General features: G+C 74.0%; 22 protein-coding genes. 10 read left to right on the top strand and 12 right to left on the bottom strand.

The genetic code is table 11. The features are described from left to right. The first annotated feature begins 208 nt into the window (after positions 1–208). From ABD671_RS05045 to ABD671_RS05035, 3 genes are all read left to right on the top strand, one after another. The gene (locus ABD671_RS05045) at positions 209–1,204 is read left to right on the top strand and encodes a sugar ABC transporter substrate-binding protein (RefSeq protein ID WP_344732154.1); all 996 of its coding nucleotides are present in this window, start codon (positions 209–211) and stop codon (positions 1,202–1,204) included. 112 nt (positions 1,205–1,316) lie between these two features. After that, positions 1,317–2,309, top strand: coding sequence for an ABC transporter permease (locus tag ABD671_RS05040; RefSeq protein ID WP_344732152.1), 993 nt, complete (start codon positions 1,317–1,319; stop codon positions 2,307–2,309). Positions 2,310–2,318: 9 nt separating this feature from the next. Further along, entirely contained in the window at positions 2,319–3,146 is an 828-nt protein-coding gene (locus ABD671_RS05035; protein WP_344732224.1) for an ATP-binding cassette domain-containing protein, read from the top strand. On the opposite strand, the gene ABD671_RS05030 is transcribed toward ABD671_RS05035, so the two are convergent. The 8 genes from ABD671_RS05030 to ABD671_RS04995 form a co-directional block, all read right to left on the bottom strand. Continuing rightward, the gene (locus ABD671_RS05030; RefSeq protein WP_344732151.1) at positions 3,080–4,069 is read right to left on the bottom strand and encodes a LysR family transcriptional regulator; all 990 of its coding nucleotides are present in this window, start codon (positions 4,067–4,069) and stop codon (positions 3,080–3,082) included. The genes ABD671_RS05035 and ABD671_RS05030 overlap by 67 nt on opposite strands. After that, positions 4,066–4,557: a lipocalin-like domain-containing protein gene (locus ABD671_RS05025; protein ID WP_344732150.1), complete on the bottom strand. Its 492-nt coding sequence runs from the start codon at positions 4,555–4,557 to the stop codon at positions 4,066–4,068. The genes ABD671_RS05030 and ABD671_RS05025 overlap by 4 nt, the downstream gene beginning before the upstream one ends. Further along, on the bottom strand, positions 4,554–5,477 hold the full coding sequence (locus ABD671_RS05020; RefSeq protein ID WP_344732149.1) for an alpha/beta fold hydrolase: 924 nt from the start codon (positions 5,475–5,477) through the stop codon (positions 4,554–4,556). The genes ABD671_RS05025 and ABD671_RS05020 overlap by 4 nt, the downstream gene beginning before the upstream one ends. Beyond that, positions 5,474–6,472 carry a VOC family protein gene (locus ABD671_RS05015; protein ID WP_344732148.1) on the bottom strand — a complete coding sequence of 333 codons (999 nt, stop codon included), beginning with the start codon at positions 6,470–6,472 and terminating at the stop codon, positions 5,474–5,476. Before ABD671_RS05015 ends, ABD671_RS05020 begins: the two co-directional genes overlap by 4 nt. A gap of 88 nt (positions 6,473–6,560) precedes the next feature. Beyond that, on the bottom strand, positions 6,561–7,526 hold the full coding sequence (locus tag ABD671_RS05010; RefSeq protein WP_344732147.1) for a LysR substrate-binding domain-containing protein: 966 nt from the start codon (positions 7,524–7,526) through the stop codon (positions 6,561–6,563). A 1-nt stretch (position 7,527) separates the two neighbouring features. Beyond that, positions 7,528–8,433: an alpha/beta hydrolase gene (locus ABD671_RS05005; protein ID WP_344732146.1), complete on the bottom strand. Its 906-nt coding sequence runs from the start codon at positions 8,431–8,433 to the stop codon at positions 7,528–7,530. Between the two features lie 11 nt (positions 8,434–8,444). Next, entirely contained in the window at positions 8,445–8,957 is a 513-nt protein-coding gene (locus ABD671_RS05000) for a MarR family winged helix-turn-helix transcriptional regulator (protein ID WP_344732145.1), read from the bottom strand. A 71-nt stretch (positions 8,958–9,028) separates the two neighbouring features. Next, positions 9,029–10,579 carry a class I adenylate-forming enzyme family protein gene (locus tag ABD671_RS04995; protein WP_344732144.1) on the bottom strand — a complete coding sequence of 517 codons (1,551 nt, stop codon included), beginning with the start codon at positions 10,577–10,579 and terminating at the stop codon, positions 9,029–9,031. A 92-nt stretch (positions 10,580–10,671) separates the two neighbouring features. Between ABD671_RS04995 and ABD671_RS04990 the strand changes: the two genes are divergently transcribed. From ABD671_RS04990 to ABD671_RS04980, 3 genes are read left to right on the top strand one after another with little or no spacing between them, the layout of a single operon-like run. Then, positions 10,672–11,565 (top strand): CoA transferase subunit A, encoded by an 894-nt coding sequence (locus tag ABD671_RS04990; protein WP_344732143.1) that lies wholly within the window; start codon positions 10,672–10,674, stop codon positions 11,563–11,565. Between the two features lie 55 nt (positions 11,566–11,620). Beyond that, positions 11,621–12,451 carry a CoA-transferase gene (locus ABD671_RS04985; protein ID WP_344732142.1) on the top strand — a complete coding sequence of 277 codons (831 nt, stop codon included), beginning with the start codon at positions 11,621–11,623 and terminating at the stop codon, positions 12,449–12,451. Beyond that, entirely contained in the window at positions 12,448–13,170 is a 723-nt protein-coding gene (locus tag ABD671_RS04980) for an alpha/beta fold hydrolase (RefSeq protein WP_344732141.1), read from the top strand. The genes ABD671_RS04985 and ABD671_RS04980 overlap by 4 nt, the downstream gene beginning before the upstream one ends. Positions 13,171–13,210: 40 nt before the next feature. Here the strand turns inward: ABD671_RS04980 and ABD671_RS04975 are convergent, their stop codons facing one another. Beyond that, complete coding sequence (locus tag ABD671_RS04975; protein WP_344732140.1) at positions 13,211–14,221, bottom strand: substrate-binding domain-containing protein; 1,011 nt, start codon at positions 14,219–14,221, stop codon at positions 13,211–13,213. 169 nt (positions 14,222–14,390) lie between these two features. After that, entirely contained in the window at positions 14,391–15,158 is a 768-nt protein-coding gene (locus tag ABD671_RS04970; protein ID WP_344732139.1) for an IclR family transcriptional regulator, read from the bottom strand. A gap of 142 nt (positions 15,159–15,300) precedes the next feature. Here ABD671_RS04970 and ABD671_RS04965 point away from each other — a divergent pair, with 142 nt between their 5' ends. From ABD671_RS04965 to dmpG, 3 genes are read left to right on the top strand one after another with little or no spacing between them, the layout of a single operon-like run. After that, positions 15,301–16,128 carry a 2-keto-4-pentenoate hydratase gene (locus ABD671_RS04965; protein WP_344732138.1) on the top strand — a complete coding sequence of 276 codons (828 nt, stop codon included), beginning with the start codon at positions 15,301–15,303 and terminating at the stop codon, positions 16,126–16,128. Continuing rightward, positions 16,125–17,114 (top strand): acetaldehyde dehydrogenase (acetylating), encoded by a 990-nt coding sequence (locus ABD671_RS04960; protein ID WP_344732137.1) that lies wholly within the window; start codon positions 16,125–16,127, stop codon positions 17,112–17,114. Before ABD671_RS04965 ends, ABD671_RS04960 begins: the two co-directional genes overlap by 4 nt. Next, positions 17,111–18,136, top strand: coding sequence for a 4-hydroxy-2-oxovalerate aldolase (dmpG, locus tag ABD671_RS04955; RefSeq protein ID WP_344732136.1), 1,026 nt, complete (start codon positions 17,111–17,113; stop codon positions 18,134–18,136). The genes ABD671_RS04960 and dmpG overlap by 4 nt, the downstream gene beginning before the upstream one ends. A 94-nt stretch (positions 18,137–18,230) precedes the next feature. Here dmpG and ABD671_RS04950 read toward each other — a convergent pair whose 3' ends face one another. Beyond that, on the bottom strand, positions 18,231–19,322 hold the full coding sequence (locus tag ABD671_RS04950) for a mannose-1-phosphate guanylyltransferase (protein ID WP_344732135.1): 1,092 nt from the start codon (positions 19,320–19,322) through the stop codon (positions 18,231–18,233). A gap of 52 nt (positions 19,323–19,374) precedes the next feature. Here ABD671_RS04950 and ABD671_RS04945 point away from each other — a divergent pair, with 52 nt between their 5' ends. Continuing rightward, the gene (locus ABD671_RS04945) at positions 19,375–20,127 is read left to right on the top strand and encodes a TIGR03089 family protein (RefSeq protein ID WP_344732134.1); all 753 of its coding nucleotides are present in this window, start codon (positions 19,375–19,377) and stop codon (positions 20,125–20,127) included. 30 nt (positions 20,128–20,157) lie between these two features. Here the strand turns inward: ABD671_RS04945 and ABD671_RS04940 are convergent, their stop codons facing one another. Beyond that, a complete protein-coding gene (locus tag ABD671_RS04940) occupies positions 20,158–23,109 on the bottom strand; it encodes an FG-GAP-like repeat-containing protein (RefSeq protein WP_344732133.1) in 2,952 nt (983 codons plus the stop codon). Positions 23,110–23,409: the final 300 nt, after the last annotated feature.

Below are 23,409 nucleotides of genomic sequence, written 5' to 3'. Positions count from 1 at the left end.
GCCACGCTAGGGATCGCCGGCCGTGAGGATGAACCTCGTGTCGCCGATGGTCGGGCATCGGCGGAGCGGGGGTTCCGCTCCTCGGAGTGACCGTTGTTACCTGTGACCCAGCCCACACGGTGATCCCCGGATCGCCCACCGCTCGGGCGGCCATCCGCCAGCCGCCGACGGCCCCGACCGTCGCGGTCCCGAAACCAGGAGACCCTCCATGACCTCCCTTCTCTTCCGCGTCCGCCGGCCGGTGCTGGCCGGGATCGCGGCCGGATCCCTCGCGCTGCTCGCCGCCTGCGGCGGCTCCACCGAGTCCGCCTCAGGTGACGACCCCTCGGGTTCGGCCGACTCCGGCGCGACGAAGACCATCGCCTTCTCCCCCCTCGGCCTGCAGATCCCGGCGATGGCCGGCCTCGCCGAAGGCGTCAAGGGCTACTCCCAGGGCAAGGGCTTCGACGTCCTGGTCCAGGACCCCAACCAGGACCCGCAGAAGCAGGCGACCGACCTCCAGAGCGTCATCGAGTCCGGCCGGGTCGCCGGCGCCTACACCATCGCGATCTCCCCCGACGCGCTGCGCTCGGTGGTGGCCGAGGCACTCGACCGCAAGGTCCCGCTGGTGCTGAGCGGCACGCCCGACCAGTACGGCCTCGACGGCCTCCAGCCCGGCCTCTCCTTCGACACCATCGACTACGCCGCCCTCGGCAAGGCCGTCGGCGAGGAGCTCGGCAACTGCATCAACGAGAAGCTCGACGGCGAGGCCGAGGTGCTGATGCTCATCAACTCCACCGGCGGTGCGGGCAACGAGGCCACCGAGACGGCGGCCAAGGAGGCGCTCGCGGCCACCGCGCCCGGCGCGAAGATCGTCTCGACCATCACCGGCGACGAGCGCTCGAAGGCCCAGACCGACGTCGGCAGCGCGTTGCAGGGCAACCCGAACATCACCGCGGTGCTCGGCAACAACGACGAGGGCGCGCTCGGTGCCCTCGGCGCGTTCGCCGCGGCCGGCAAGGACCTCCCCTGCATCACCGAGGCGGGCGGCAACGAGGAGACCCTCAAGGCGGCCCAGGAGGGTCGCATCTACGCCGTCGTCGCGCTCCAGTTCAAGGACGACATGGCCCAGGTGCTCGACACCCTCTTCTCGATGATCGCGGACCCGTCGGCCCCCGGCGTCCAGCTGACCATTCCCCAGCAGGTCGTGAAGGCGGGAAGCTGAGCGGATGACCACGTCGCCGCACGCCGCGCCCCGGACCGACGGTCCGGGGCCGGCGCCCTCCGCCTCCGACGCCGAGCCGGGTTCCGGCCGGCGCCTCCGTCCCGGACGGGACATGCCGTGGTCGATCACGCTGCTCGTCCTCGCCCGTGATCGCGGCATCTTCCTGCTCTGGGCGCTCTTCCTGGTGTTCTTCTCCTTCTGGTGCGCGCCCTACTTCGCCTCGATCGACAACGCCCTGCTCATCGCCAACGCCGCCTCACTCACCGCGGTCTTCGCCGCCGGCGTCGGCATCGGCGTCATGACGGGCGTGCTGGACCTCTCCCTGCCCGGGACGGCGGCACTCGCCTCCTGCGTATGCGGATGGCTCCTGACGCACGGCCACGCCACCTGGCTCTCGCTGGTCGCCGGCCTGGCGTGCGGCGTCCTGGTGGGCATGGTGAACGGGCTGATCAGCCTGGGCCGGTTCAACCCGATCATCATCACGATCGCGACCCTCTCGGTGCTCACGGGTCTGGCCGCGGTCGTGGCCGGCGGCTACACCTTCCCCGGACTGACCCAGCTGACGTTCATGGGCACCGACCGGTACCTGGGCGTGCCGGCACCGGTCTACATCGTCGCGGTCGTCTACCTCGTCGGCACGATCTTCCTGACCCGCACGCGCGACGGGTTGCGGCTGATGGCGGTGGGCGGCAACGCCGAGGCGGTGCGCCGCTCCGGCATCCCGACCCCGGTCTACCAGGTGCTCGGCTTCGTGCTCTCCGGCCTCTTCGGCGCCCTCGGCGGTCTCATCGCCACCGCGGTCACGACCGAGGCCAACCCGCAGGCCAGCCCCTCGATCATCTTCACCGCGCTCACCGCGGTCGCCCTGGCCGGCGTCTCGCTCAGCGGCGGCGAGGGCAGCCTCCCGCGGATCCTCGTGGGCTCGCTCATCCTCGCCACGATCACCAACGGCCTGACGATCCGGGGCATCCAGCCGTACTGGGCCACGGTCATCACCGGTCTGCTGCTCCTGGGCTCCCTGGCCGTCGACCGAGCCCTGCACCGGGCGGTCTCCGAGCGCCTGGTCTCCCACGCCCACCTGACGGTCCACGACAAGAAGGCCTGATCCGTGACCATGACCTCCTCCGCACCCGAGACCGCCACCGACGGCACCGCCGTCCCCGCCCTGGAGCTGGCCGGCATCGACCTGCACTACGGCTTCGTCCGCGCCCTGGAGTCGGTCGACTTCCGGGTCATGCCGGGCGAGGTCGTCGGGCTGCTCGGCGACAACGGCGCCGGCAAGTCCACCCTGCTCAAGGTGATGTCGGGGGCGCATCGCCCCTCGGCCGGGGAGATCCGCGTGCACGGCGTCACCCACACCTTCCAGGCACCCAGCGACGCGACGACGGCCGGCGTCCAGATGGTCTACCAGGACCTCGCGCTCGTCGACGCCCAGGACATCTCCACCAACCTCAACCTCGGCCGCGAGGTGCTGCGTCGCGGGCCGCTGGGTTGGCTCGGCTTCGTCGACCACAAGGCGATGCGCCGTCGCTCGGAGGCCGAGCTCGACCGCCTGGGCGTGCGCACCGCGCCGATGACCCGGCCCGTCGCGATGCTCTCAGGCGGGCAGCGCCAGGTGGTGGCGCTCGCCCGCGGCGCCATCCGGGTCAACGGCGAGGACCGCGGCATCCTGCTGCTCGACGAGCCCACCGCGGCCCTCGGCTACGAGCAGACCCGGCAGGTCGAGGCCCTCATCCGCCGGATGGCCGACCAGGGCATCGCCATCGTGCTCGTGACCCACAACCTCCCCCTGTGTCGCGACGTCGCCGACCGGTACGTCGTGCTCAACCGCGGTCGCAAGGTCGCCGACCTCCCGGTCGCCGGCACCGACCCCGATCACGTCGTCGGGTGGATCACCGGCGCCCGGCCCTCGATGTTCCCCGAGGCCGACGGCGCGGCCTGAGCACGGGCGACCCGCTCCAGGCAGTCGTGGAACCACCGGTCCTGCGGGTCGTGCGCACGGGAGCGGTCGAACCAGCAGCACATCGTCAGCGGGATGGGGCCGGTCGGCGGCGGGAGGATCCGCAGCCGACCGCCCTCCGCGGCATGCCGCTCGGCGACCGAGCGCGGCACCAGCGCCACCAGATCGGTGCCGGTGACGACGTGCGGCAGCGCGAGGTAGCCCGCCGCGGTGACCCGGAGCCGGCGATCGAGGCCGGCCTCCCCGAGCGCGCGCTCCTCGGCGGTCAGCAACCCGGGGCCCAGGGACACACCGGCGTGGACGAGCTCGGCGAGCGTCGCGGCCGACGCGTCCTCCGCGAGGGCCGGGTGATCGGCGTCCGGGTCGGCGATGAGCACCATCTCCTCGCGCCACAGCGGACGGCGCAGACCCGGCAACCCGACCTCCGCGGGAGCCAGGACGACGTCCGCGTCGTCGAGGATCCGCTGGGGCGTGCGCTCACCGGCCGCCAGCGGCGAGACCACGACCCGGACGCCGGGCGCCTCGCGGCGCAGCAGGTCGAAGAGACCGGGCAGCAGGCGCACCTCGACGTCGTCGGTGGTGGCCACCCGGAACACCCGGTCGCAGGTGCGCGGGTCGAAGGCGCTCTCGACGTCGAGGGCCACCGCGAGCAGCCCCACGGTGTGCTGCACCCGCGGCAGCAGCTCCCGCGCGAACGGCGTCAGCTCGTAGCCGCGCCCCGCCTTGACCAGCAGCTCGTCATCGAAGCGGCGCCGCAACCGGGCCAGGGCGGCGCTCATCGCCGGCTGGCTGAGCGAGAGCCGGCGTCCGGCCCGGGTCACGTTGCGCTCCTCCAGCAGCACCTGCAGCGGCAGCAGCAGGTTGAGGTCCGCTCCGCCGAGGCCGTTCGGCGGCCCGCCGCTCACAGCGCGGCCCCGGCCTCGAGACGGCGCCACGCCAGCGCGGCGGTGCGCTCCTCGGCGGTGCCCACCTCCAGGTGGGCGAGCAGCCGCAGCTCCTCGCCGTCGAGGACGGCGGCCCGCTCCTGCACACCGCCGATCCAGCCGGGGTAGAGCGAGACGTCGACGTGGTGGCGCACCCACAGGCCCTCGGGCCGGGTACCCCACTCGTAGCGTCCGGCGTAGGCGAGGCACTCGTCGTAGGCCCGGGCACGATCGGCGAGCGGCGCGTCCCACTGACCGCCCTCGCCGAACGGCGTCCGCAACCGGCGGGTGATGAGGCACTGCATGCGGCCCTCGGCGTAGGTGATGACACCGGTCGGCGCGGGGCCCATCGGCTCCAGCACCCGGCCGTCGCGGTACTCCTGGGTCCAGGAGATCAGCACCCAGGTGCCGGCCACCGGGTCGATCACCGGGTCGATCACCGGGTCGTTCACCGGGTCGGCCGGGCTCACGCGCTGCTCCCGACCGGTCGGGCCAGGAAGTCGCCCACGACCTCGAGGAAGGCGGCCGTCTGCTCGATCTGCACCCAGTGGCCGCAGTCGGCGATCGGCACCAGGCGGGCATCGGGCAGCAGCCCGACCAGCCGCTCGGAGGCGGTCAGGGGGATGACGCGGTCGTCGCGGCCGTGGACGACGAGCACGGGCGCCTCGATGCCGGCCAGGCGTTCGGGCGGCAGCGCGAGGGCGTCGACCCAGCGCTGGCGCGGCGCCGGGAAGAGCGCCGCGAAGCGCTCCTGGACGCCGGGGCGCACGCTGGCGCGGTAGCGCAGCTCGACGAGGTCGTCGGTGATCGCCGAGGCATCGGCCACGAACACGTCGCGCACCAGGTGCCCCATGGCCGGCACCGACGGCTCGTAGCCCCACACGGCGTCCAGGCCGTCGGTCAGCTCGAAGGCGACGCCGACCGGGCCCATCAGCACCAGCGAGGCGACCCGCTCGGGGTGCCGGTCGGCGAGGTGCAGGGAGACCGCACCGCCGAAGGAGTTGCCGATGAGGTGCACCCGCTCGAGGCCCAGACCGTCGAGGAGGGCGAGGAGCTGCCCGACCCACCGGTCGAGGTCGAACCCGACCGTCGGGGCGTCGGTGTAGCCGAAGCCGACCATGTCGGGGGCGATGACCCGGCGCCGGTGGGCGAGCTCGGGGATCACCAGGCGCCAGTTCGCCCAGGCGGTGACCCCGGGGCCCGAGCCGTGCACCAGCAGCACCGGGACGGCGTCCTCCCCCGTCCCGGCGGACGGTCGGCCGGACGGTCCGGCGGCCGGTCCCGCCACGTCGTGGTAGTTGATCGCCACCTCGCCCCAGGAGAAGCGCGAGCCGATCTCCGGGGTCCCCGGCGTGCCCGGCGTCTCCCGCATCTCGGGGACGGCGTTCACAGCGCGTCCTCGGCGACGTCGTGGTTGCCCGGCCGCACGTGCACCGGCGCCCGCACACCGCGCTGGGCGGCCGCGACCTGGAGGTCGTAGGCCACCCGACGCGCCTCGGGCGGCAGCCAGAACCGTTCGTGGCCCCACAGGCTCGGCCCGTCGAGCAGTTCGCAGGGCTGCCAGGTGCGGTCGTCGACCGAGCGGCCGCCCCAGCCGTACTCGATGAGGAAGTCCGAGGGCGTGCGGGTGTAGAAGGAGAACATGTGGTCGTTGGAGTGCCGGCCCAGCGTCACCCCGATGCTGTCGGGCTCGGCGAGCGCGAGGTCGTAGGCCTGGCCGACGTCGTCCATGTGGTTGAGCTCGACCATCACGTGGTGCACCCCGACCCGATCGGTCTCGATGATGGCGAGGCTGTGGTGGCGGGCGTTGAGGCGCAGGAAGGTGGCCCGGAAGGGCTGGGTCGTGTAGTCGCTGAGCCGGAACCCCAGCACGTCGACGTAGAACGCCACGAGCGCGTCGTAGGCCGGCGTCGTGAGGACGGCGTGCCCCAGGCCGAGCGACCCGGTGCGGAACCCCGAGTGGGTGCGCCCGGGCCGGAAGGGCTCGTCGTCGACGACCGGACCCCACGCCACCTCGACCCGGTTGCCGGCGGGGTCGCGGAAGGACAGGCCGGCGGTGACGGCGCGCAGCGCGCACTCGCCGGCGCTGAGTTCGTGGACGCCGATGCCGGCCGCGTCGAGGGCGTCGGCGATGGCGTCGAAGCGGTCGCGTTCGGCGACCTCCCAGCCGAAGAACCCGCGCGCGCCGTCGTCGGTCACGATGAGGCGGGCCCGGCGTTCGTCCATGCGCAGCGCCCGGGTGGAGGCCGATCGCTCGCCGGCCTGCATGCCGAGGCGACCGGTGGCGAAGCTCGTCCAGTCCTCGAGCCGTTCGGAGCTGACGCCGAGGTAGCCGAGGCTGCTGAACGCGGGTTCCGGCGGAGCCGGGAGGGAGGCGGTCGTCACTCCCGCAGTCTCCGCCCGCCGACGGCGTCGGCGGCGGGGTCGCGGTCCGCTCACCGGACCTGGGCGGGAGCCGGGCGCGGGCCCCGGTTCAGGAGCCCGGCACGGTGCCCGCGAGCACCGGTGCGACCCCGGGCCGCCCGATCCCGGAACCGGCCCCCGCACCGATCTCGGCAGCTGTCTCCAGGCTCGCTCCCACCTCGGCCAGGACGCCGCGCAGCCACCGGCCCGAGGGGTCCTGCTCGCGGCGGGCGTGCCACATCGCGCTCGCGACGAGCGCGCAGGCCGGGAACGGGGTCTCGACGACGGCGATCAGGGCACCGGCCCGCTCGGCGAGTCGGCGCGGCACCAGCGCCCAGGCGTCGGCGGCGACGACGAGGTGCGGCAGGCTGAGCAGGCTGGAGGCGAGCAGCGGACGCCGGTCGGGCGCCAGCGGCAGGTGCTCCCCCGGGACGACGGCGCGCGGCATCGCGGCGAGCGCCTCGCGGGTCAGGACGCCGGCCGCCGCGGCGGGGTGCGCGGCCGGGACGATGCAGACGAGGTCTTCGCGGAACACCGGCCGGGCGCGACCGGGGTGGGCCTCGTGCTCGGGCCCGACGAGCAGGTCGCAGCGCAGCAGCGCGCCGTCCCAGTGCTCGGTGGCCGCGGCCGGCAGGGTCTCGACCCGCAGGGTGCAGCCGGGCGCCAGGTCGCGCAGACGGCGCAGCAGCGGCGCGGTCAGCACCGTCATCGCGTACTCCGACATGCTGATCGTGAACTGCTTGGTGCTGGTGGCGGGGTCGAAGCCGACGTCGTCGCCGAGCAGCGCGGCGGCGGCCGTCACGGCGGCGGTCACGTGGGGCAGCAGGGTCGCCGCGAGCGTGGTGAGCTCGAGGTGGCGTCCGACGCGCACGAGCAGCGGGTCGTCGAAGTGGCGCCGCAGCCGGGCCAGCGCGCTGCCGACGGCCTGCGGGCTCATCGAGAGCCGTTCGGCCGTGCGCACGACGCTGCGCTCCTCGAGCAGGGTCAGCAGCACCGGCAGGAGGTTCGCGTCGACGGCGTGCAGACCCTCGTGCATGTCAGGCTCCGACCGTGCGCAGGGCGGCCTCGCGACCGGCGTCCAGGCCCGCGACGAAGTCCGCCACAAGCGGGCCGAGGGTGTCGATGCCGCTGCCGGGCTCCGCGCCCAGGCTGAGCACCGGGCTGAGGTGGTTGTGCCCGGCGAGCCGCTCCAGCGGCGGGTAGGTGCCTCGTCGCGCCCCCCAGGCCGCGACGAGGCCGAGGGCCTGGCGTTGGAAGTCGGGCTCGTCGAACTCCGAGACCGTCAGCAGCAGCGGGACGTCGGTGGCCAGCAGGCCCTCGAGGGCCGAGGCGCGTGCCCACGTCGTCGGGTCGGGGCCGAGGTAGGCGCGCTGGAGCGGGTTGTCGACCGCCGTGCCCACGTCGTAGAGGCAGGAGGAGAGCACCGCGCCCGCGACCTGCGGCGCCTCGCCGGCCTGACCGGCGAGGTAGCCGGCGACATGGACGGCGCCGGCCGACTGGCCGAGCAGCACGATGCGATCGGGATCGCCGCCGAGCGAGGCCGCCTCGGCGCGCACCCAGGCGATCGCGCGGGCGACGTCCTCGCTGCCGGCCGGCCAGGCGGCCTCGGGCGCGAGGCGGTAGGTCATGGTGATGCCGAGCAGACCCGAGCGCACCGCCCACCAGCCGATGTTGTCGTAGAAGGGGGTCTCGCCCAGCGTCGTCGAGCCGCCGACGAAGCCGCCGCCGTGCACGAAGACCAGCACCGGCCGGGCCGGGGTCGGGTCGGCGTCGTCGCGCGCACCGAAGACGTTGAGGCGGTGGTGGCGGTCGGGGCCGTAGGCGAGGTCGCGCCGCACCTCGCCGGGGCCGGGCGGGCTCGCCAGCGGCTCGAGCAGGGCGAGGGTGGCGCGGTACATGCGCGGGTTGAGGTCGGGGCCCAGCGTCGCGATGGCGGCGCGCACCCCGGCGTCCATCACGACCCGCCCCCGGAGCGGCGGCGTCCGGTGCGGTGGCGCAGGCGCCCGGCGCCGGCCTCCCCCTCCTCGAGGGTCGCGATGAGGACGTCGAGGACGCGGTCGAAGGTGGCGGCGTCCTGGGCCGGCACGGCCTCCATGAGGTGGCCGAGGGCGGCGGTGCGCTGGGGGTAGATCTCCTCGTAGAGCCCGCGGCCGGCGGCGGTGGCCTCGAGCAGCACGCTGCGGCGGTCGGCGGGGTCCTCGAGCCGGACGGCGAGGCCGCGCTCCTCCAGCACCGTGCCGGCCCGGCTGGCCTCGGAGCGGCTGATCGAGAGGGCCTCGGCGATCGAGCGGACGGTCGCGTTCTCGACCGTGACGATCTGGGCGAGCACCCGCCACTCCACGATCCGGATGTCGTGGGCGTCGAGCAGTCGGGCCGTGCCGCCGTCGAGGAGCCGCAGCAGCCGCACGAGGCGCTGGGTGAGCAGTTCGGTGGTGCGGGCGGCGTGCGGGACGGGGTTCGGGGCCACCGTCGCATTGTGCCGAGGCAGCAGCGGTGTCACCGTGCTCGCCGCGCGGACGGCGGCCGGGTTCGCCGCGCTCATCCCAGCGCCTCCACGACGGCCCGCTTGAGGATCTTGCCGGTCTCGCCCTTCGGCAGGGTCGTCACCAGGCGGTACTCCTTGGGGCGCTTGTACCCGGCGAGCCGGTCGGTGCAGTGGGTGCGCAGGGCCTCGAGGAGCACGTCGGCGTCCGCGGCGGCACCGGGCTCGGGGACGACGACGGCCACGACCTTCTCGCCCCACTGCTCGTCGGCGATGCCGACCACCGCCACCTCGACGACGTCGGGGTGGGCGGTCAGCACCATCTCGACCTCGGCCGGGTAGACGTTGAGGCCGCCGGACTTGATCATCTCCCGCTTGCGGCCGGCCATGTAGACGAAGCCCTCGGCGTCGCGGTAGGCGAGGTCGCCGGTGTGCAGGCGTCCGTCGCGCAGCACCTCGGCGGTGGCCTCGGGCAGCCCGAGGTAGCCGGCGAAGAGGGACGGCGCGGAGATCACCAGCTCGCCGACCTCGCCGTCGGGCACCGGGCGGCCGTCGTCGTCGAGGCACTCCACGAGGCAGAAGGGGGCGTCGCGCCCGATCGACTCGGTGCGGCCGGCCAGGGATGGGTCGTCGAGGGCGCGGTCGATGTCCTCGGGCCGGTTGAAGGTCACCGACCCGCCGGCCTCGGTGGAGCCGTAGGCGTTGAAGAAGCGGCCCCGCCAGGTGGGGTTCGAGCGCAGCAGCCGGAACCCGGACGCGGCGTCCTTGCCGGGGCTGTTGGCGTACATGAGGCGCACGCTGGAGAGGTCGCGCTCGAGGAGGCCCTCGGTGCGCGTGAGCCGGGCGAAGGTCGACTCGATCGCGTAGACCAAGGTGATGCGCTCGCGCTCGACCAGGTCGAGCAGCGCGTCGGCGTCGAACCGCGGCAGCACCCACATCGGGATGCCTGCCACCACGTAGGTGTGCAGCAGCGCCACCCCGAGCCCGGCCGCGAGGGGCGAGGAGAGGGTGGCGCGGTCGGTGCGCTCGAGGTTCATCTCGGTGAGGTAGACCGCCGCGGCCCAGGCGAGCCGGTCGTGGGTGGTCAGGCAGCCCTTGGGGGCTCCGGTGGTGCCGCTGGTGTAGCGGATCGAGGCCACGGCCTGGGGGTCGACGACGATGCCGGGGTCGTGGGTCGGGGCGGCGGCTGCGGCCGCGGCGTAGTCGGTGCCGACTCCGGCGGCCCCCTCGTGACCGACCACCAGGAGGGGCAGGTCGGGGAAGGCGGCGGCGAGCCCGGCGGCGCCGTCCGCCTGGCACAGCAGCACGCGCGCACCGGCGTCGCGGACGACGTGCTCGATCTCGCGCTGCACCGAGACCGGCAGCAGCGGCACGTACACCGCGCCGATGCTCAGGCAGGCGAGCTGGGTCTCGACGAGCTCGCGGCTGTTCGCCAGCACGCTCACGACCGGGACGCCGGGGCCGGCGCCGTGGGCGAGCAGCACGTGCGCGGCGCGGTGGACGCGTTCGCGCAGCCCGGCCCAGGTCAGCGTCTCGCCGCCGACGCTCAGCGCGGGCTCGTCGGGACGGGCGGTGGCGTGCCGGGCCAGGGCGTGGGCGAGGAACATGCGGTCATCTAAACATTGCTGTAGCAATGTTGCAATAGCAATGGTAGCGTCCGGCGGCGTCACGCCCCACCGCAGGACAGGAGTCCGCACCGATGACCGACCAGACCTTCACGCTCCCCCAGCGACGCAGCAAGGAGATCTCGCTGGAGGAGGCCGGCGCCCTCATCGCCCAGCGGAAGCGGCTCGCCTTCGGCAACGAGCCGATGGCGCTGGTGCGGGCCGCGCTGCGCGCCGGCGCCGAGGGCCTGACCGTCATCCCCCCGGTGACCACCTCGCTGTCGACCGACCTGCTCATCGCCGCCGGCGCGGTGGAGTCGCTCTACGTCTGCTACATCGGCTTCGAGACCCTCGGCATGGCGCCCGCGTTCCGCCGCGCCGCCGAGTCGCGCACGATCGAGGTCGTCGAGGCCGACGAGATCACCGTCATCCTCGGCACCCGCACCGCCGCCGGCGGGATGCCCTTCGCGCCCGTCGCCAACATCTACGAGGCCACCGACCTGCCCCGCCTCAACCCCGACAACCTGCGCCGGGTCGTCGACCCCTTCACCGGCACCGAGACCTACGCGATCCCGGCGCTGCGCAGCGAGATCTGCCTCATCCACGCGCAGGAGGCCGACATCTACGGCAACGCGATCTGCCTGGGCAGCAACAACCAGGAGGCCGACAAGGCGCTGGCCTCGGACTTCGTCATCGTGCAGGCCGACCGCATCGTCAGCACCGACCGCATCCGCGAGCAGCCCTACCGCACGAGCCTGCCGAGCAACCTGGTGGACGCCGTCGTCCACGCCCCCTTCGGCAACCACCCGCTCGTCTCGGGTCGGCACTACCAGATGGACGTGCCCCACGTGCGCACCTACCTCTCGATGGTCAAGGAGGGCCGCGCCCAGGAGTACCTCGACACCTACGTCTACGGCCCGAAGGACGAGTGGGCCTACCTCGAGCTGATCGGCATGCACGACCTGCTCACCCTCCAGCGCGGCGTCTGAGCGCGCCGATCCCCCACCCCACGATCCGACGACCCGAGACCAGCCAGGAGCCCGCATGGCCGCCCCGCGCATCGCCCACCCCGGTACCGACGACTACTCGATGGCCGAACTCATGGCCGTGGAGATGTCGCGCAACCTCGCCTTCGACAACGGCCTCACCGGCGGCGTCGGCACCTCGGCGACCATCCCCATGGCCGCCGTCCGGCTCGCGACCCTCACCGTCGCCCCCGACCTCACCTGGTTCTGCGGCGCCAGCGCCGGCATCAACCCCACCTTCAGCGAGCTGCCGCTGAGCGCCCACGACCCGACGGCGTTCGTCGGTGCCGAGGCACACGTGCCGATGATGCGCACCGTCGACCTCGGCATGCAGGGCGCGCGCTGGGGCTTCGGGTTCAACGGCGGCATCCAGGTCGACCGCTTCGGCAACTGCAACATGATCGGCATCGGCCCCTACGACAGCCTGAGGATGCGGGGCCCGGGCACGGTCGGGGTCATCTGGGCCGCCTCGATGTGCCACTGCTACCTGTACTTCAACCACCACTCGACCCGCACGCTGGTGGAGAAGGTCGACTACATCTCCTCCCCCGGCTACAACTACGACGGCAGCGGCCGCTGGGCCGGGCTCAAGCCCACCTCCACCGGCCCGCGCCTGGTCTACACGCCGCTGTGCGTCATGGACTTCACCGAGGACACCTGCGAGCTGCGGCTGCGCTCGGTACACCCCGGCTACACCGTCGAGGACGTGCTGGAGAACAGCGGCTGCTCGATCGTCGTCCCCGACGAGGTGCCCACCACCGCGCCGCCGACGCAGCTGGAGCTGATGCTGCTGCGCACCCAGATCGACCGCACCGGCACGCTGCGCGACTTCCAGGTCACCTACGGATGACCACGCTCCTGCTGCTGCACGGGCTCGGCGGGGACGGCGGCCTGTGGGCGCCGCTCCTCGCCGAGGCGCGGTGGCCCGGCCCGGTCGTCGACATCGACCTCGACGGCCACGGCGGCCGGCCCGCACCGCTCCGGCCCGCGATCGGCACCCTCGCCGCCGGCGTCGCCGCGCGGGAGCTGCCCGGCGACGACGTCGTCGTGCTCGGCCACTCCCTGGGCGGCGCCGTCGGCGTGCTGCTGGCCACCGGCCTGTACGGCGTCCGCGTGCGGCGGCTGGCGATCTTCGGGGTCAAGGACGACTGGGACCCCGATCTGGTCGCGCGGCTCCATCGCGGCGCCGACGCGCCCGCCCGCACCTTCGCGACCCGCGAGGAGGCCCTGGAGCGGGCCGCCCTGCTCGCCGGCGTGCGCGGCGAGGTCGAGGGGACGCCGGTCACCCGCGGCGTCGCGGAGAACGGGGACGGCACCTGGTCGACCGGCTTCGCGCCGTCCTCGAACCTCGTGGCCGGTCAGCGGGTGGCCGCGCTCGCGCCCGCTCTCACGTGCCCCCTGCTCGTCGTCCGTGGCGGCGACGACCCGCTCGTCACACCCGCCGAGGCGGCCGCGTTCGGCATCGACCCGGTGACGATCGCGGGCGCCGGGCACCACCCGCACCTGACGCATCCGGCCGACCTGTGGGCCGAGGTCGGCCCCTTCCTGCGCGAGGGCCTCGACGCCTGAGCCGTCCGGAGGCGTCGTCGAACAGGGGCAGGAGCGCACCTCAACCGCGCAGCAGGAACACCTCGTCCCAGTCGGGCATCTGTGCGATGGCCCCCTCCAGCAGGAGCTGCTCGGCGAAGGCCTCCAGCACCGGGAGGTTGGCCTCCACGCCGTAGGACCAGAAGCCCTCGCCCAGGGCCGCGTCGACCTCGGCGAGGTCGTCGAGCAGCCAGGGCAGCATCGTCGAGAGCGCCCCGGTCGAACGGTGGTGCTCCCACGCGAGGTCGCGCGAGCGCACGCAGGCGTCGTAGAGCAGCGCCGCCAGATCGGGCAGCTCCTCGACCAGGTCGCTGCGGACGGCGAGCGTGTGCATGATCGGGAAGATCCCGGTCGCGCGGTGGTAGTCGAGCTCGACCGCGCGGTGGTCGGGGAAGAGCCGCACGACGTCCTCGCTGGCGTGGAAGGAGTCGGGCACCCAGGCGCCGATGATGGCGTCGATGCCGCCCGCGGCCAGCTGCTCGCTCAACGTCTGTCCCGGCTCTCCGGCCCGCAGGGTCTCGACCGCGAGGTCGCGCGGGCCGGGCCGCTCGACGGTCACATCGCCGGCGCCGGGGTTCACCGGGCCCTCGACCCAGGTGACGCCCGAGAGGTCGACGCCGAACTGCGTGCGCAGCGCGCTGCGGATCCACACCGCGGCCGACATGCCGTGATGCTGGACGCCGATCCGGCGACCCGCCAGGTCGGCCGGGCTCTCGATGCCGGCACGACGGTCGACGAAGACGTAGCCGTGCCGGAAGCAGCGGGAGGTGAAGACCGGGATGGCCCGGAACGGCGCGTCGGGGCGACCGGCCGCGCGCACGGTCTGGCTCAGCGACATCTCGGCGACGTCGAAGGGCCGCTCCCCGATCATGCGGCGGAAGATCTCGGTCGGCCGGGTGATCGGCACCGGCCGGATCCGCACGCCGTCCACGGGCACCTCGCCGACGAGCAGCGGCGTCAGCCGGTCGTAGGGCGCGCAGGCGAAGCTCAGCTCGCGCTCGACCGGTGGCGCGGTCGGGATCATGCTCGTCACGACAGGGGCCTCTCGCAGGGGCGGATGCACGGCGGGGTGCGCGGCGAGCGTAAGGAGACCGCGGGGCCGAGCATCACGACGGCGGTCCGGTGAGCGGTCCGCCGTCCCGGTGGGTCGGGGGCCGGCCCGGCAGCGGGTCGGCAGCGGATCGGCGGCGTGGCCAGTGGGGTCAGCGGACCTCGGGGCTCCAGGCCTGGGCACCGGCACGCGGCGCGATGCGGGCGGCCGCGCGCTGGAGGTCGTGCACCGAGCGGGAGGGATCGAAGCGGCCGTAGCGCCCGGCCATCGAGATCGCGGCCACCACCCCGTCGGCCAACGTGCCGATCGGCACCGCGAGGGCGCAGTACCCGACCATCCACTCGTCGTGCTCGAAGGCGACGCCGCGCTGGCGGATGCGCACCACCTGGTGGTGCAGCCGGGTGGGGTCGGTGATGGTGTGCGGGGTCAACGCCTCCAGCCGCGAGGGCGCCAGCAGCGGGAGCAGCGTCTCGTCGGGCACCTGGGCCAGCAGCGCCTTGCCCAGCGCCGTCGCATGCAGCGGACGCCGGGTGCTCGGCGCGCTGCGCGACTCCCGCGCCCCGTGGGCGACCCGCTGGATCTGCAGCACCGTGCCGGCGTCCAGCACCCCGAGGTGCACGACCTGGCCCTCGTCGGAGAGCTCGCCCATCACCGGCAGCGCGGCGTCCTGGAGCCGGCGCGGGATGCCGACCGCCGACCCGAGCGCGAACAGCCGCATCCCCAGTGCGTACAGCTCGCCCTTGCGCACCACGGCCCGCTGCTCGACCAGCTGACCCAGCAGCCGGAAGGTGGTGGCCTTGGGGATGCCGGTGGCGGCGGCGATGTCGGAGAGGCCCATCGGACCGTCGGCGCGCTCCAGCACCCCGAGGAGCTCGAAGGCACGCCCGAGCACGGACGGCGCGTCGGTGGAACCGGCCACAGGGCCCCCTTCTGGAATCGCGACCAGGATAGGGCCCGGGAGACTCCCCCGCTGGCCCGTGCGCCGCCGGGAGGGCGGGAGCGTTCCACTCACCGGGCCGCTCCTCGGGTCGCGTCGTCCCTCCAGGCCCCAGGCTCACGCCATGGCACCGATCTCCAGCACCTCGCCGACGACGGAGGCGAGCGCCGGCAGCTCCGCGGTGAGCGCCGCCGCCCGCCGCCTCCAGGACGCCGCCCGCAGCGGCCGCCCGTGCGCGCCCGTGCGCGACCTCATCGGCCCCGAGGACGGCGCCGCCGCCTACGCGGTGCAAGCGGACCTCGCCCGCGCCCGCGTCGCGGCCGGCGCGCGGATCATCGGCCGCAAGATCGGACTCACGTCGGCCGCCGTCCAGGCCCAGCTGGGCGTCGACCAGCCCGACTTCGGGGTGCTCCTCGACGACATGGAGGTCGCCCACGGTGGCACCGTGCCGCCGGGACGTCTCCTGCAACCGCGCATCGAGGCCGAGATCGCCTTCCTGCTCGGCACCGACCTCGACGGGGCGGTCGAGGAGCTGACCGACGAGCGGGTGCGCGGTGCCGTGGTCGGTGCGTGCGCGGCGCTCGAGATCGTCGACAGCCGCATCGCCGGCTGGGACATCACCTTCGCCGACACCGTCGCCGACAACGGCTCCAGCGGCCTGTTCGTGCTCGGCCCCCGCAGGGTCGCCCTCGCCGAGGTCGATCCGCGCGCGGTGGTGATGACGCTGCAGGAGGACGGCGTCGCCGTCTCCCACGGCCGCGGCGAGGCCTGTCTCGGCGATCCGCTGCTGGCGTTGGCCTGGCTGGCCCGCACCGCCGCCGGGCACGGCGACCCGCTGCGCGCCGGGGACGTCGTCCTCTCCGGTGCCCTCGGCCCGATGGTGCCGCTGCGCACCGGAGCCCGTTACCGGGCGAGCATCAGCGGCCTGGGCGATGTGGAGGTGACGGCGTGAGCACCACGCATCGCACCCCCGTGGCCATCATCGGCTCGGGCAACATCGGCACCGACCTCATGATCAAGGTCCTGCGGCACTCCGAGCATCTCTCGATGGGGGCGATGGTCGGCATCGACCCGGAGTCGGAGGGCCTCGCCAGGGCCGCGCGCCTCGGCGTCCCCACGACCGCCGACGGGCTCGACGGTCTGCTGGCCCTGCCGGGCTTCGCGGACATCCGCATCGTCTTCGACGCCACCTCGGCCGGCGCCCACGCCCGGCACGCCGAGGCGCTGCTGCCGCACGGCGTCCGGATCGTCGATCTGACGCCGGCCGCGCTCGGGCCGTTCGTGGTGCCGGCGGTCAACCTCGCCGAGCACCTCGGCGCTCCCGACGTCAACATGGTCACCTGCGGCGGGCAGGCCACGATCCCGATCGTGGCCGCGATCGGCCGGGTCGCGCCGGTCGCCTACGCCGAGATCGTCGCCTCGATCTCCTCGCGGTCGGCCGGCCCCGGCACGCGCGCGAACATCGACGAGTTCACCGAGACCACCGCCGGCGCCATCACGGCGGTCGGCGGCGCCGAGCGCGGCAAGGCGATCATCGTGCTCAACCCCGCCGAGCCGCCCCTCATCATGCGCGACACGGTGCTCGCGCTCGCCGACCTCGACGACGTCGGACCCGACGTGAACGGCGCCGCGGATGCCGTGCGGGCCTCGGTGCGGGCGATGGTCGCCGAGGTCGCCGGGTACGTGCCCGGCTACCGGCTGACCCAGGAGGTGCAGATCGCGCCGATCCCGCCCGACCAGCCGGTCGAGACCCTGCTGGCGCCGGGACGACGTCGTCCCACCCATCAGATCTCGGTGTTCCTCGAGGTCGAGGGGGCCGCGCACTACCTGCCGTCCTACGCCGGCAACCTCGACATCATGACCTCGGCGGCCCTGCGCGTCGGCGAGGCGATCGCCACTGCGGCGGTGCCCGCACCGGCAGGAGGACGGCCCGCATGAGCACCCCGACCAGCATCTACGTCCAGGACGTCACACTGCGCGACGGCATGCACGCGGTGCGTCACCGCCTCCACCCCGACGACGTCGCCCGCATCGTGCGCGCGCTCGACGAGGCCGGCGTCGATGCGATCGAGGTCGCCCACGGCGACGGCCTGGCGGGCGGGTCGCTGACCTACGGCCCCGGCTCGCACACCGACTGGGCGTGGCTGGAGGCGGCGGCCGGGGCGATCCGGCGCGCGCGCCTGACCACGCTGCTGCTGCCCGGCGTGGGCACCGTGCACGAGCTGCGCCGCGCCTACGACCTCGGCGTCCGTTCGGTGCGCATCGCCACCCACTGCACCGAGGCCGACATCTCGGCCCAGCACATCGCGGCCGCGCGCGAGCTCGGCATGGATGTCGCCGGGTTCCTCATGCTGTCCCACCGGGCGGGGCCCGAGGAGCTCGCCGCCCAGGCGCGGCTGATGGAGACCTACGGCGCCCACTGCGTCTACGTCACCGACTCCGGCGGCCGGCTCACCATGGCCGATGTCGCGGCCCGGGTGCGGGCCTACCGGGACGTGCTCGACCCGGCGACCGAGATCGGCATCCACGCCCACGAGAACCTCTCGCTGTCGGTGGCGAACTCGGTGGTGGCCGTCGAGCACGGCGTCCGCCGGGTCGACGCCTCCCTCGCCGGCCAGGGTGCGGGCGCCGGCAACTGCCCGCTGGAGGCGTTCATCGCGGTCGCCGACCTCATCGGCCTCGACCACGGCTGCGACCTCTTCCGCCTCCAGGACGCCGCCGACGATCTCGTGCGGCCGCTGCAGGACCGCCCCGTGCGGGTCGACCGGGAGACCCTCACCCTCGGCTACGCCGGCGTGTACTCCAGCTTCCTGCGTCACGCCGAGGCGGCGGCCGAACGCTACGGCGTCGACGTCCGGCTGATCCTGCTCGAATGCGGTCACCGCGGCCTCGTCGGCGGCCAGGAGGACCTCATCGTCGACATCGCCCTGAACCTGGCCGGAGCCGCGGCGTCGGCCTGAGGGATGCCGCGGCCACCGGTCGTCGAGGTGCGTCGAGCGCCGGCGAGGAGACACGAGACCCCAGCAGCCGCAGGCGGTCCGGCACCCGCGCCCGTCAGGTCAGATCGGTGCGTCCGGCCTCGGTGAGCGCGGCGACGACGGCCTTGACGTCCTGGGCGCGGGCCCGGGTCGTCACCAGGACGGCGTCCGGGGTGTCGACGACGACGACGTCGTCGAGCCCGACCACGGCCACCAGCCGCTCCCCCGCCACGACGAGACCGCTGGCGTCGACCCCGTGCACGAGGTCGGCGTCGCCGAGCACCGCGAGCGTGGCGTCGTCCCCGCCGAGGAGGCCGGCGAGGGAGTCGAAGTCGCCGATGTCGTCCCAGCCGAAGCCCGCGGGCACGGTGGCCACCTTGCCGGCGGCGGCCGCCGGCTCGGCGACCGCGTGGTCGAGGGCGATCTTGGGCAGCTGCGGCCACAGCTCCTCGAGCCTTTCGAGGTCGGCGGCGAGCGTGCGCAGCTGGGCGGCGAACTCGGGGTGCCAGGTGCCGAGCAGGTCGAGGAGCACCCCCGGACGCACCACGAACATGCCCGCGTTCCAGCGGTAGCCGCCCTCGGCGAGGTAGCCGGTGGCGACCTCGACGCTCGGCTTCTCCACGAAGGAGGCCACCACGCCGACGCCGTCGTGGCCGGGCAACGCGTCGCCGGAGCGGATGTAGCCGAAGGCGGAGGAGGGGAAGGTCGGCTCGATGCCCAGCGTCACCAGCCAGCCCTCGCGCGCCACGGCGACGGCCCGTGCGACGGCGGCGGCGAACGCCGCGGGCGGGGAGATGACGTGGTCGGCGGCGAACGAGCCCATGACGGCGTCCGGGTCCTGCCGCTCGAGCACCGCGGCGGCGAGCCCGATCGCGGCCATCGAGTCGCGCCCCGACGGCTCGGCGAACACGGCCTCCCCCGGCAGCTGCGGCAACTGGGCCAGGACGGCGGCCTCGTGCGCCTGACCGGTGACGACCAGGAAGCGGTCCTGGGCCAGCGGGGCGAGCCGGTCGTAGGTCTCCTGGAGCAGGGTGCGACCGCCGCCACGCAGGTCACGCAGGAACTTCGGCGCGGTGCGACGCGAGAGGGGCCACAGGCGGGTGCCGGCGCCACCGGCCGGGATCACCGCCCAGAAGTGGTCGATCGGGCTCACGACGGACTCGCTCATGGGCGACACCCTAGGGGCGCCGGACCGTGCGGCAGGTCCCTACGCTGTCGGAGTGACGACCTTCTCAGCGGTCCTGTCCGATCTGCTGCGCCGCGACCCCGGGCGCCCGCTCGTGACCTTCTACGACCACGCCACCGGCGAACGGGTCGAGCTGTCGGTCACCACGTACGCGAACTGGGTCGCCAAGGCCTGCTCGCTGCTGGTCGACGAGCACGGACTCGAGCGCGGCGACCGGGTGCGCATCGACCTCCCGCCGCACTGGCTGGGGCACGTCTTCCTCGGCGCCGCCTGGTACGCCGGGCTGGTCGTCGACCTGCGCGGGGACGTCGCCGGCCCGACCGACCCGTCCGACCTGCCCGGGGCCGTCGTCTGCGGCCCCGACGGCCTGGACCGGTGGGCCGAACACGCCGACGACCTGCCCGTGCTCGCCTGCTCGCTGCTGCCGCTCGGCGTCCGGTTCGCGACGCCGTTGCCGGTCGGCGTCCACGACGTCGGCGTCGAGATCTGGGGCCAGCCCGACGCCTTCGCCCCGTGGGAGCCCGCGGAACCCGACGACGCGGCCGTCCTGCTCACCGACGGCCCGCTCTCCCAGGCCGCGATGTGGGAGGCGGCCGCCGCCGGGAGTCTCCTCTCCGACGGCGGCCGTCTCCTGGCGGTGTCGAACCCGGCTTCCCCTCCGGGGTTCTCCACCTTCACCGAGCCCCTCGCGAGGAGCGGTTCGGTGGTGCTGGTCGCGCATCCCGACCCAGATCGGCTCGGGTCCACCGCCCACGACGAGCGTGTGACGGTGCGCGAGGACGCGTGACCTGCGGATGTCGATGATGTCGGCGCCGGGTCAGCCGGCCAGGTCGTAGACCTCCATCCCCTGCGCGAGCAGGCGGGGGGCGCCGAAGCCGGACGCCGTGGCCGGGATGAGGTAGAGGTCGCCGGTGCCGGTGCGCCGCGCCAACAGGGCCGGGCGGCTGCCGAGCGTGGCCGAGCTGATGCCGACCGTCCAGTCGTAGGGAGACAGGTCGAGCTTGAGCCTGGTGGGGTCCGTCAGCCCGCCGGGCCCGTTGCCGGGGTAGAGCGTCACGGTGCTGCCCTTGCGGAAGAGGCTGTCCGGCGCGCCGTCGGCGTCGTAGCGCCCCAGGGCGATCTGGCGGGAGGCCGAGATCGCGCTGTGGGCGGCGTAGCTGGTGCCGAGGCCGTCGAGGCCGCGCCCGGGGTAGATGCGCATGGAGCCGCCCGAGGGCTGACCCATGAGGTCGGGCCATCCGTCGCCGGTCATGTCGCCGACCGCGGCGAGCAGCTTCACCCCGCTGAAGTCCTTCGCGAGCACGGTGGCCGGCCCGAGGTGGCCCTGCCCGTCGCCGCGGCGCAGCAGGAGCCGTCCGGTCTTCGCCGAGCGCAGGATGACGTCGCCGTTGCCGTCGCGGTCCCAGTCGCCGGCCGAGAGGACGACGTCGGCGTCGGTGGCGGTGACGCCCGTATCGATCGGGGCGCCGGCGTTGAAGGTGCCGCGGTTGGAGTACAGCGTGAGCCGGCCGCCGCTGAAGGAGTAGAGGTCGGGCATGGCGTTGCCCGCGACATCGCCGCCGCCGATGAGGCCGGAGGCCTTGGCCAGCGCGGGGAACGGACCGATGAGGCGACCGAAGCCGCCCTCGCCGCGCCCGAGGACCGCGTAGGCGGCACCGCTGCGGGTGCGCACCACGAGGTCGGCGACGCCGTCGCCGCTGACGTCGCCGCGACCGGCGACCTCCTGCACGGCGGTCGAGACCTGGATCGGGGTCGGGTCGGCGTACCCGTCGCCGGTCGAGCGCGCCCATGCCAGGGTGCCGTCGCCGCTGACGAGGGCGAGGTCGTCGCGACCGTCGCCGTCGAGGTCGCCCGCGCCGGCGAGGTCGGTGACGTCGCTCCAGTCGCCGGACAGCGTGCGCTTCTTGGCCAGCGCCACCGAGTTCGCCGGCTTCTTCGCGCCGGGCTTGCGCCCGCGGAAGAGGTCGAGACGGCCCGTCTCGCTGTTGCGCGCCACCAGGTCGTTGCGGCCGTCGCCGTCGAGGTCGCCGGCGGCCGTCACGAGGTCGTGACCGCTGAAGCCGGACAGCTTCTGACCGGCGGCCGCGAAGCCGCCCTCGCCGTCCCCGCGGTGCACCTCGACCGCGCCGGAGGCCGTGCGCACCACGAGATCGGCGGCACCGTCGCCGGTGAGGTCGGGAGAGACCTGGACGGCGTCCGCGTCGCTCCAGTCGCCGCTGACGGTCGTGCCGGCGGCGAACCCGCTGAGGCCGCCGGTCGGCACGATGAAGAGCCGCTTGTCGGAGGCGCGGCGTACGACGAGGTCGGGGTGCGGTGTCGAGGCGAGGTCGGACTCGAGCTGGCGTCCGGCCCAGCCGCGTTGGGCCTGCGCGGCGATGCGGCGGATGTCGGGGATGCGGGCGTAGAGATAGCGGCCCGGGCAGGCCGTCTTGGCCGCGTCGCGGTGGCCGTTGATCGCCTCGAACATGGTGGGCCCGACCTGCTGGGAGGTGGAGGCGGCGTTCACCCCGTGCAGCGACAGCTTCCAGGCGAACAGCGCGCCGTAGGCCTCGACGATCGCCTCGGAGGGCTGCTTGACGTCGTAGTTGCCGATCGCCGACATCGCGAAGGAGTAGTCGTTGTAGTTGAGCGTGTGGGCGCCCACGACGGGCCGGTCGACGCCGCCGTAGCGGCCCTCCCACACGCGACCGAAGCGGTCGACGAGGAAGTTGTAGCCGATGTCGGACCAGCCGCGGGACTTCACGTGGTAGGCGTAGATGCTGCGGATGATCCCCGGCACCTCGTCGCGCGTGTAGTCGTTCGCGTTGACCGTGTGGTGCACGAAGCCGGCGTGCACCTCGTAGTAGTGCAGCGAGGACTTCTCGCGCAGCGACTCGTCGGCGCCCCACTGGGCGCGGGAGTAGATGACCGGCTTCGGGGTGAACACGGCGGCGGCCGGGGTGGCGGTGGCGGCCGAGACGAGGGACGCCGCGTCGGAGCCGGCGGCCGCCGGGGCGACGGCGAGGTTCTCCACCGAGTCCGACCCGTCGTCGCCGTCCATCGTGGCGGTGTCGATGCCGGCCTTCTCGGTGGCGGTCGGCGTGGTGCCGGGATCGATGACCGCGAGCGTCATGTCGTCGGGCACGGCGGCGTCGCCCGTGGCGGTGGCGCGCACCTGCACGTCGTCGACCGTGCCGATCAGCAGCGGGTCGGTGCCGGGCCGGGCGTGCTTCGCCTCGGCGCTGCCGGGGTCGGGACCGTGGTCGTCGTGGTAGGGCAGCGTGAGCCACTTCCCCCACACGCCGTCGGTGCGGGTGCGCACCCGGAAGGCCAGGTCGGTCTCGGGGATGTCCTCACCGTGCGCCCAGGTGACGCCGACGGCGCCGTAGCCGGTGACCTGCTGCGGGGTGCTGGTGACCACGCGGGCCACCCCCTCGGCCGTCCGGCGGGTGGTCACCCGCGCCTGCACCGGCCCGCTCGACAGCCGTCCGAGGCGGGCCGCGGGACCGGTGGCGCGGGCCGCTGCCGCGGTGGGCGGGGTCAGCGTGATCTCGCGGACGTCGGGGTCGACCGGCGCCGTCGCGACCGTCGAGGGCCGCTGCGCCTCGCGGACGTAGGCGGCCAGGGCACCGGAGACCTCCGGGGTCGGCGCCGCCGCGCCGTCGCTCGGCCGCTCGCGCACGATGTCCAGGGTCACCACGCCACTGGCGGGCACCAGCACAGCCAGCACCACCGCCAGAGCCAGCAGCTGCTGGCACAGCGTGACGAAACCTGCCTTGTTGCGAGACATCAGTGGTCGACTCCAGAGCGGGGGAAGGTCACTCGGTCGTCGCAACTTTCACATGCGTCACACCCGTCACGGAAGGTTTCGTGAGTAACTACAAAGCTGTAATTTCCAGTCGACACGCCGATGACCCCCGGGATTTCTGGCTCTCGGAGCCCAGGATCGGCCGCTCGCGGCCGGATCTGCGCGGATCGGGGGCGCGAGCCCACCCGGTCACTGAGGTGTGGGCGGAGCCTCGACGTGCCCGCACCCGGAAACCCTCCGGTACCGCCAGCACACAGCGACGGGGGTTTCGAGGCCCTCGCC

The sequence above is a fragment of the Nocardioides fonticola genome (assembly GCF_039536805.1).
GTDB classification, from domain to species: Bacteria; Actinomycetota; Actinomycetes; order Propionibacteriales; family Nocardioidaceae; genus Nocardioides; species Nocardioides fonticola.
Note: the sequence above shows the minus strand (reverse complement) of the source record. Positions and strands in the feature narration are given on the sequence as shown.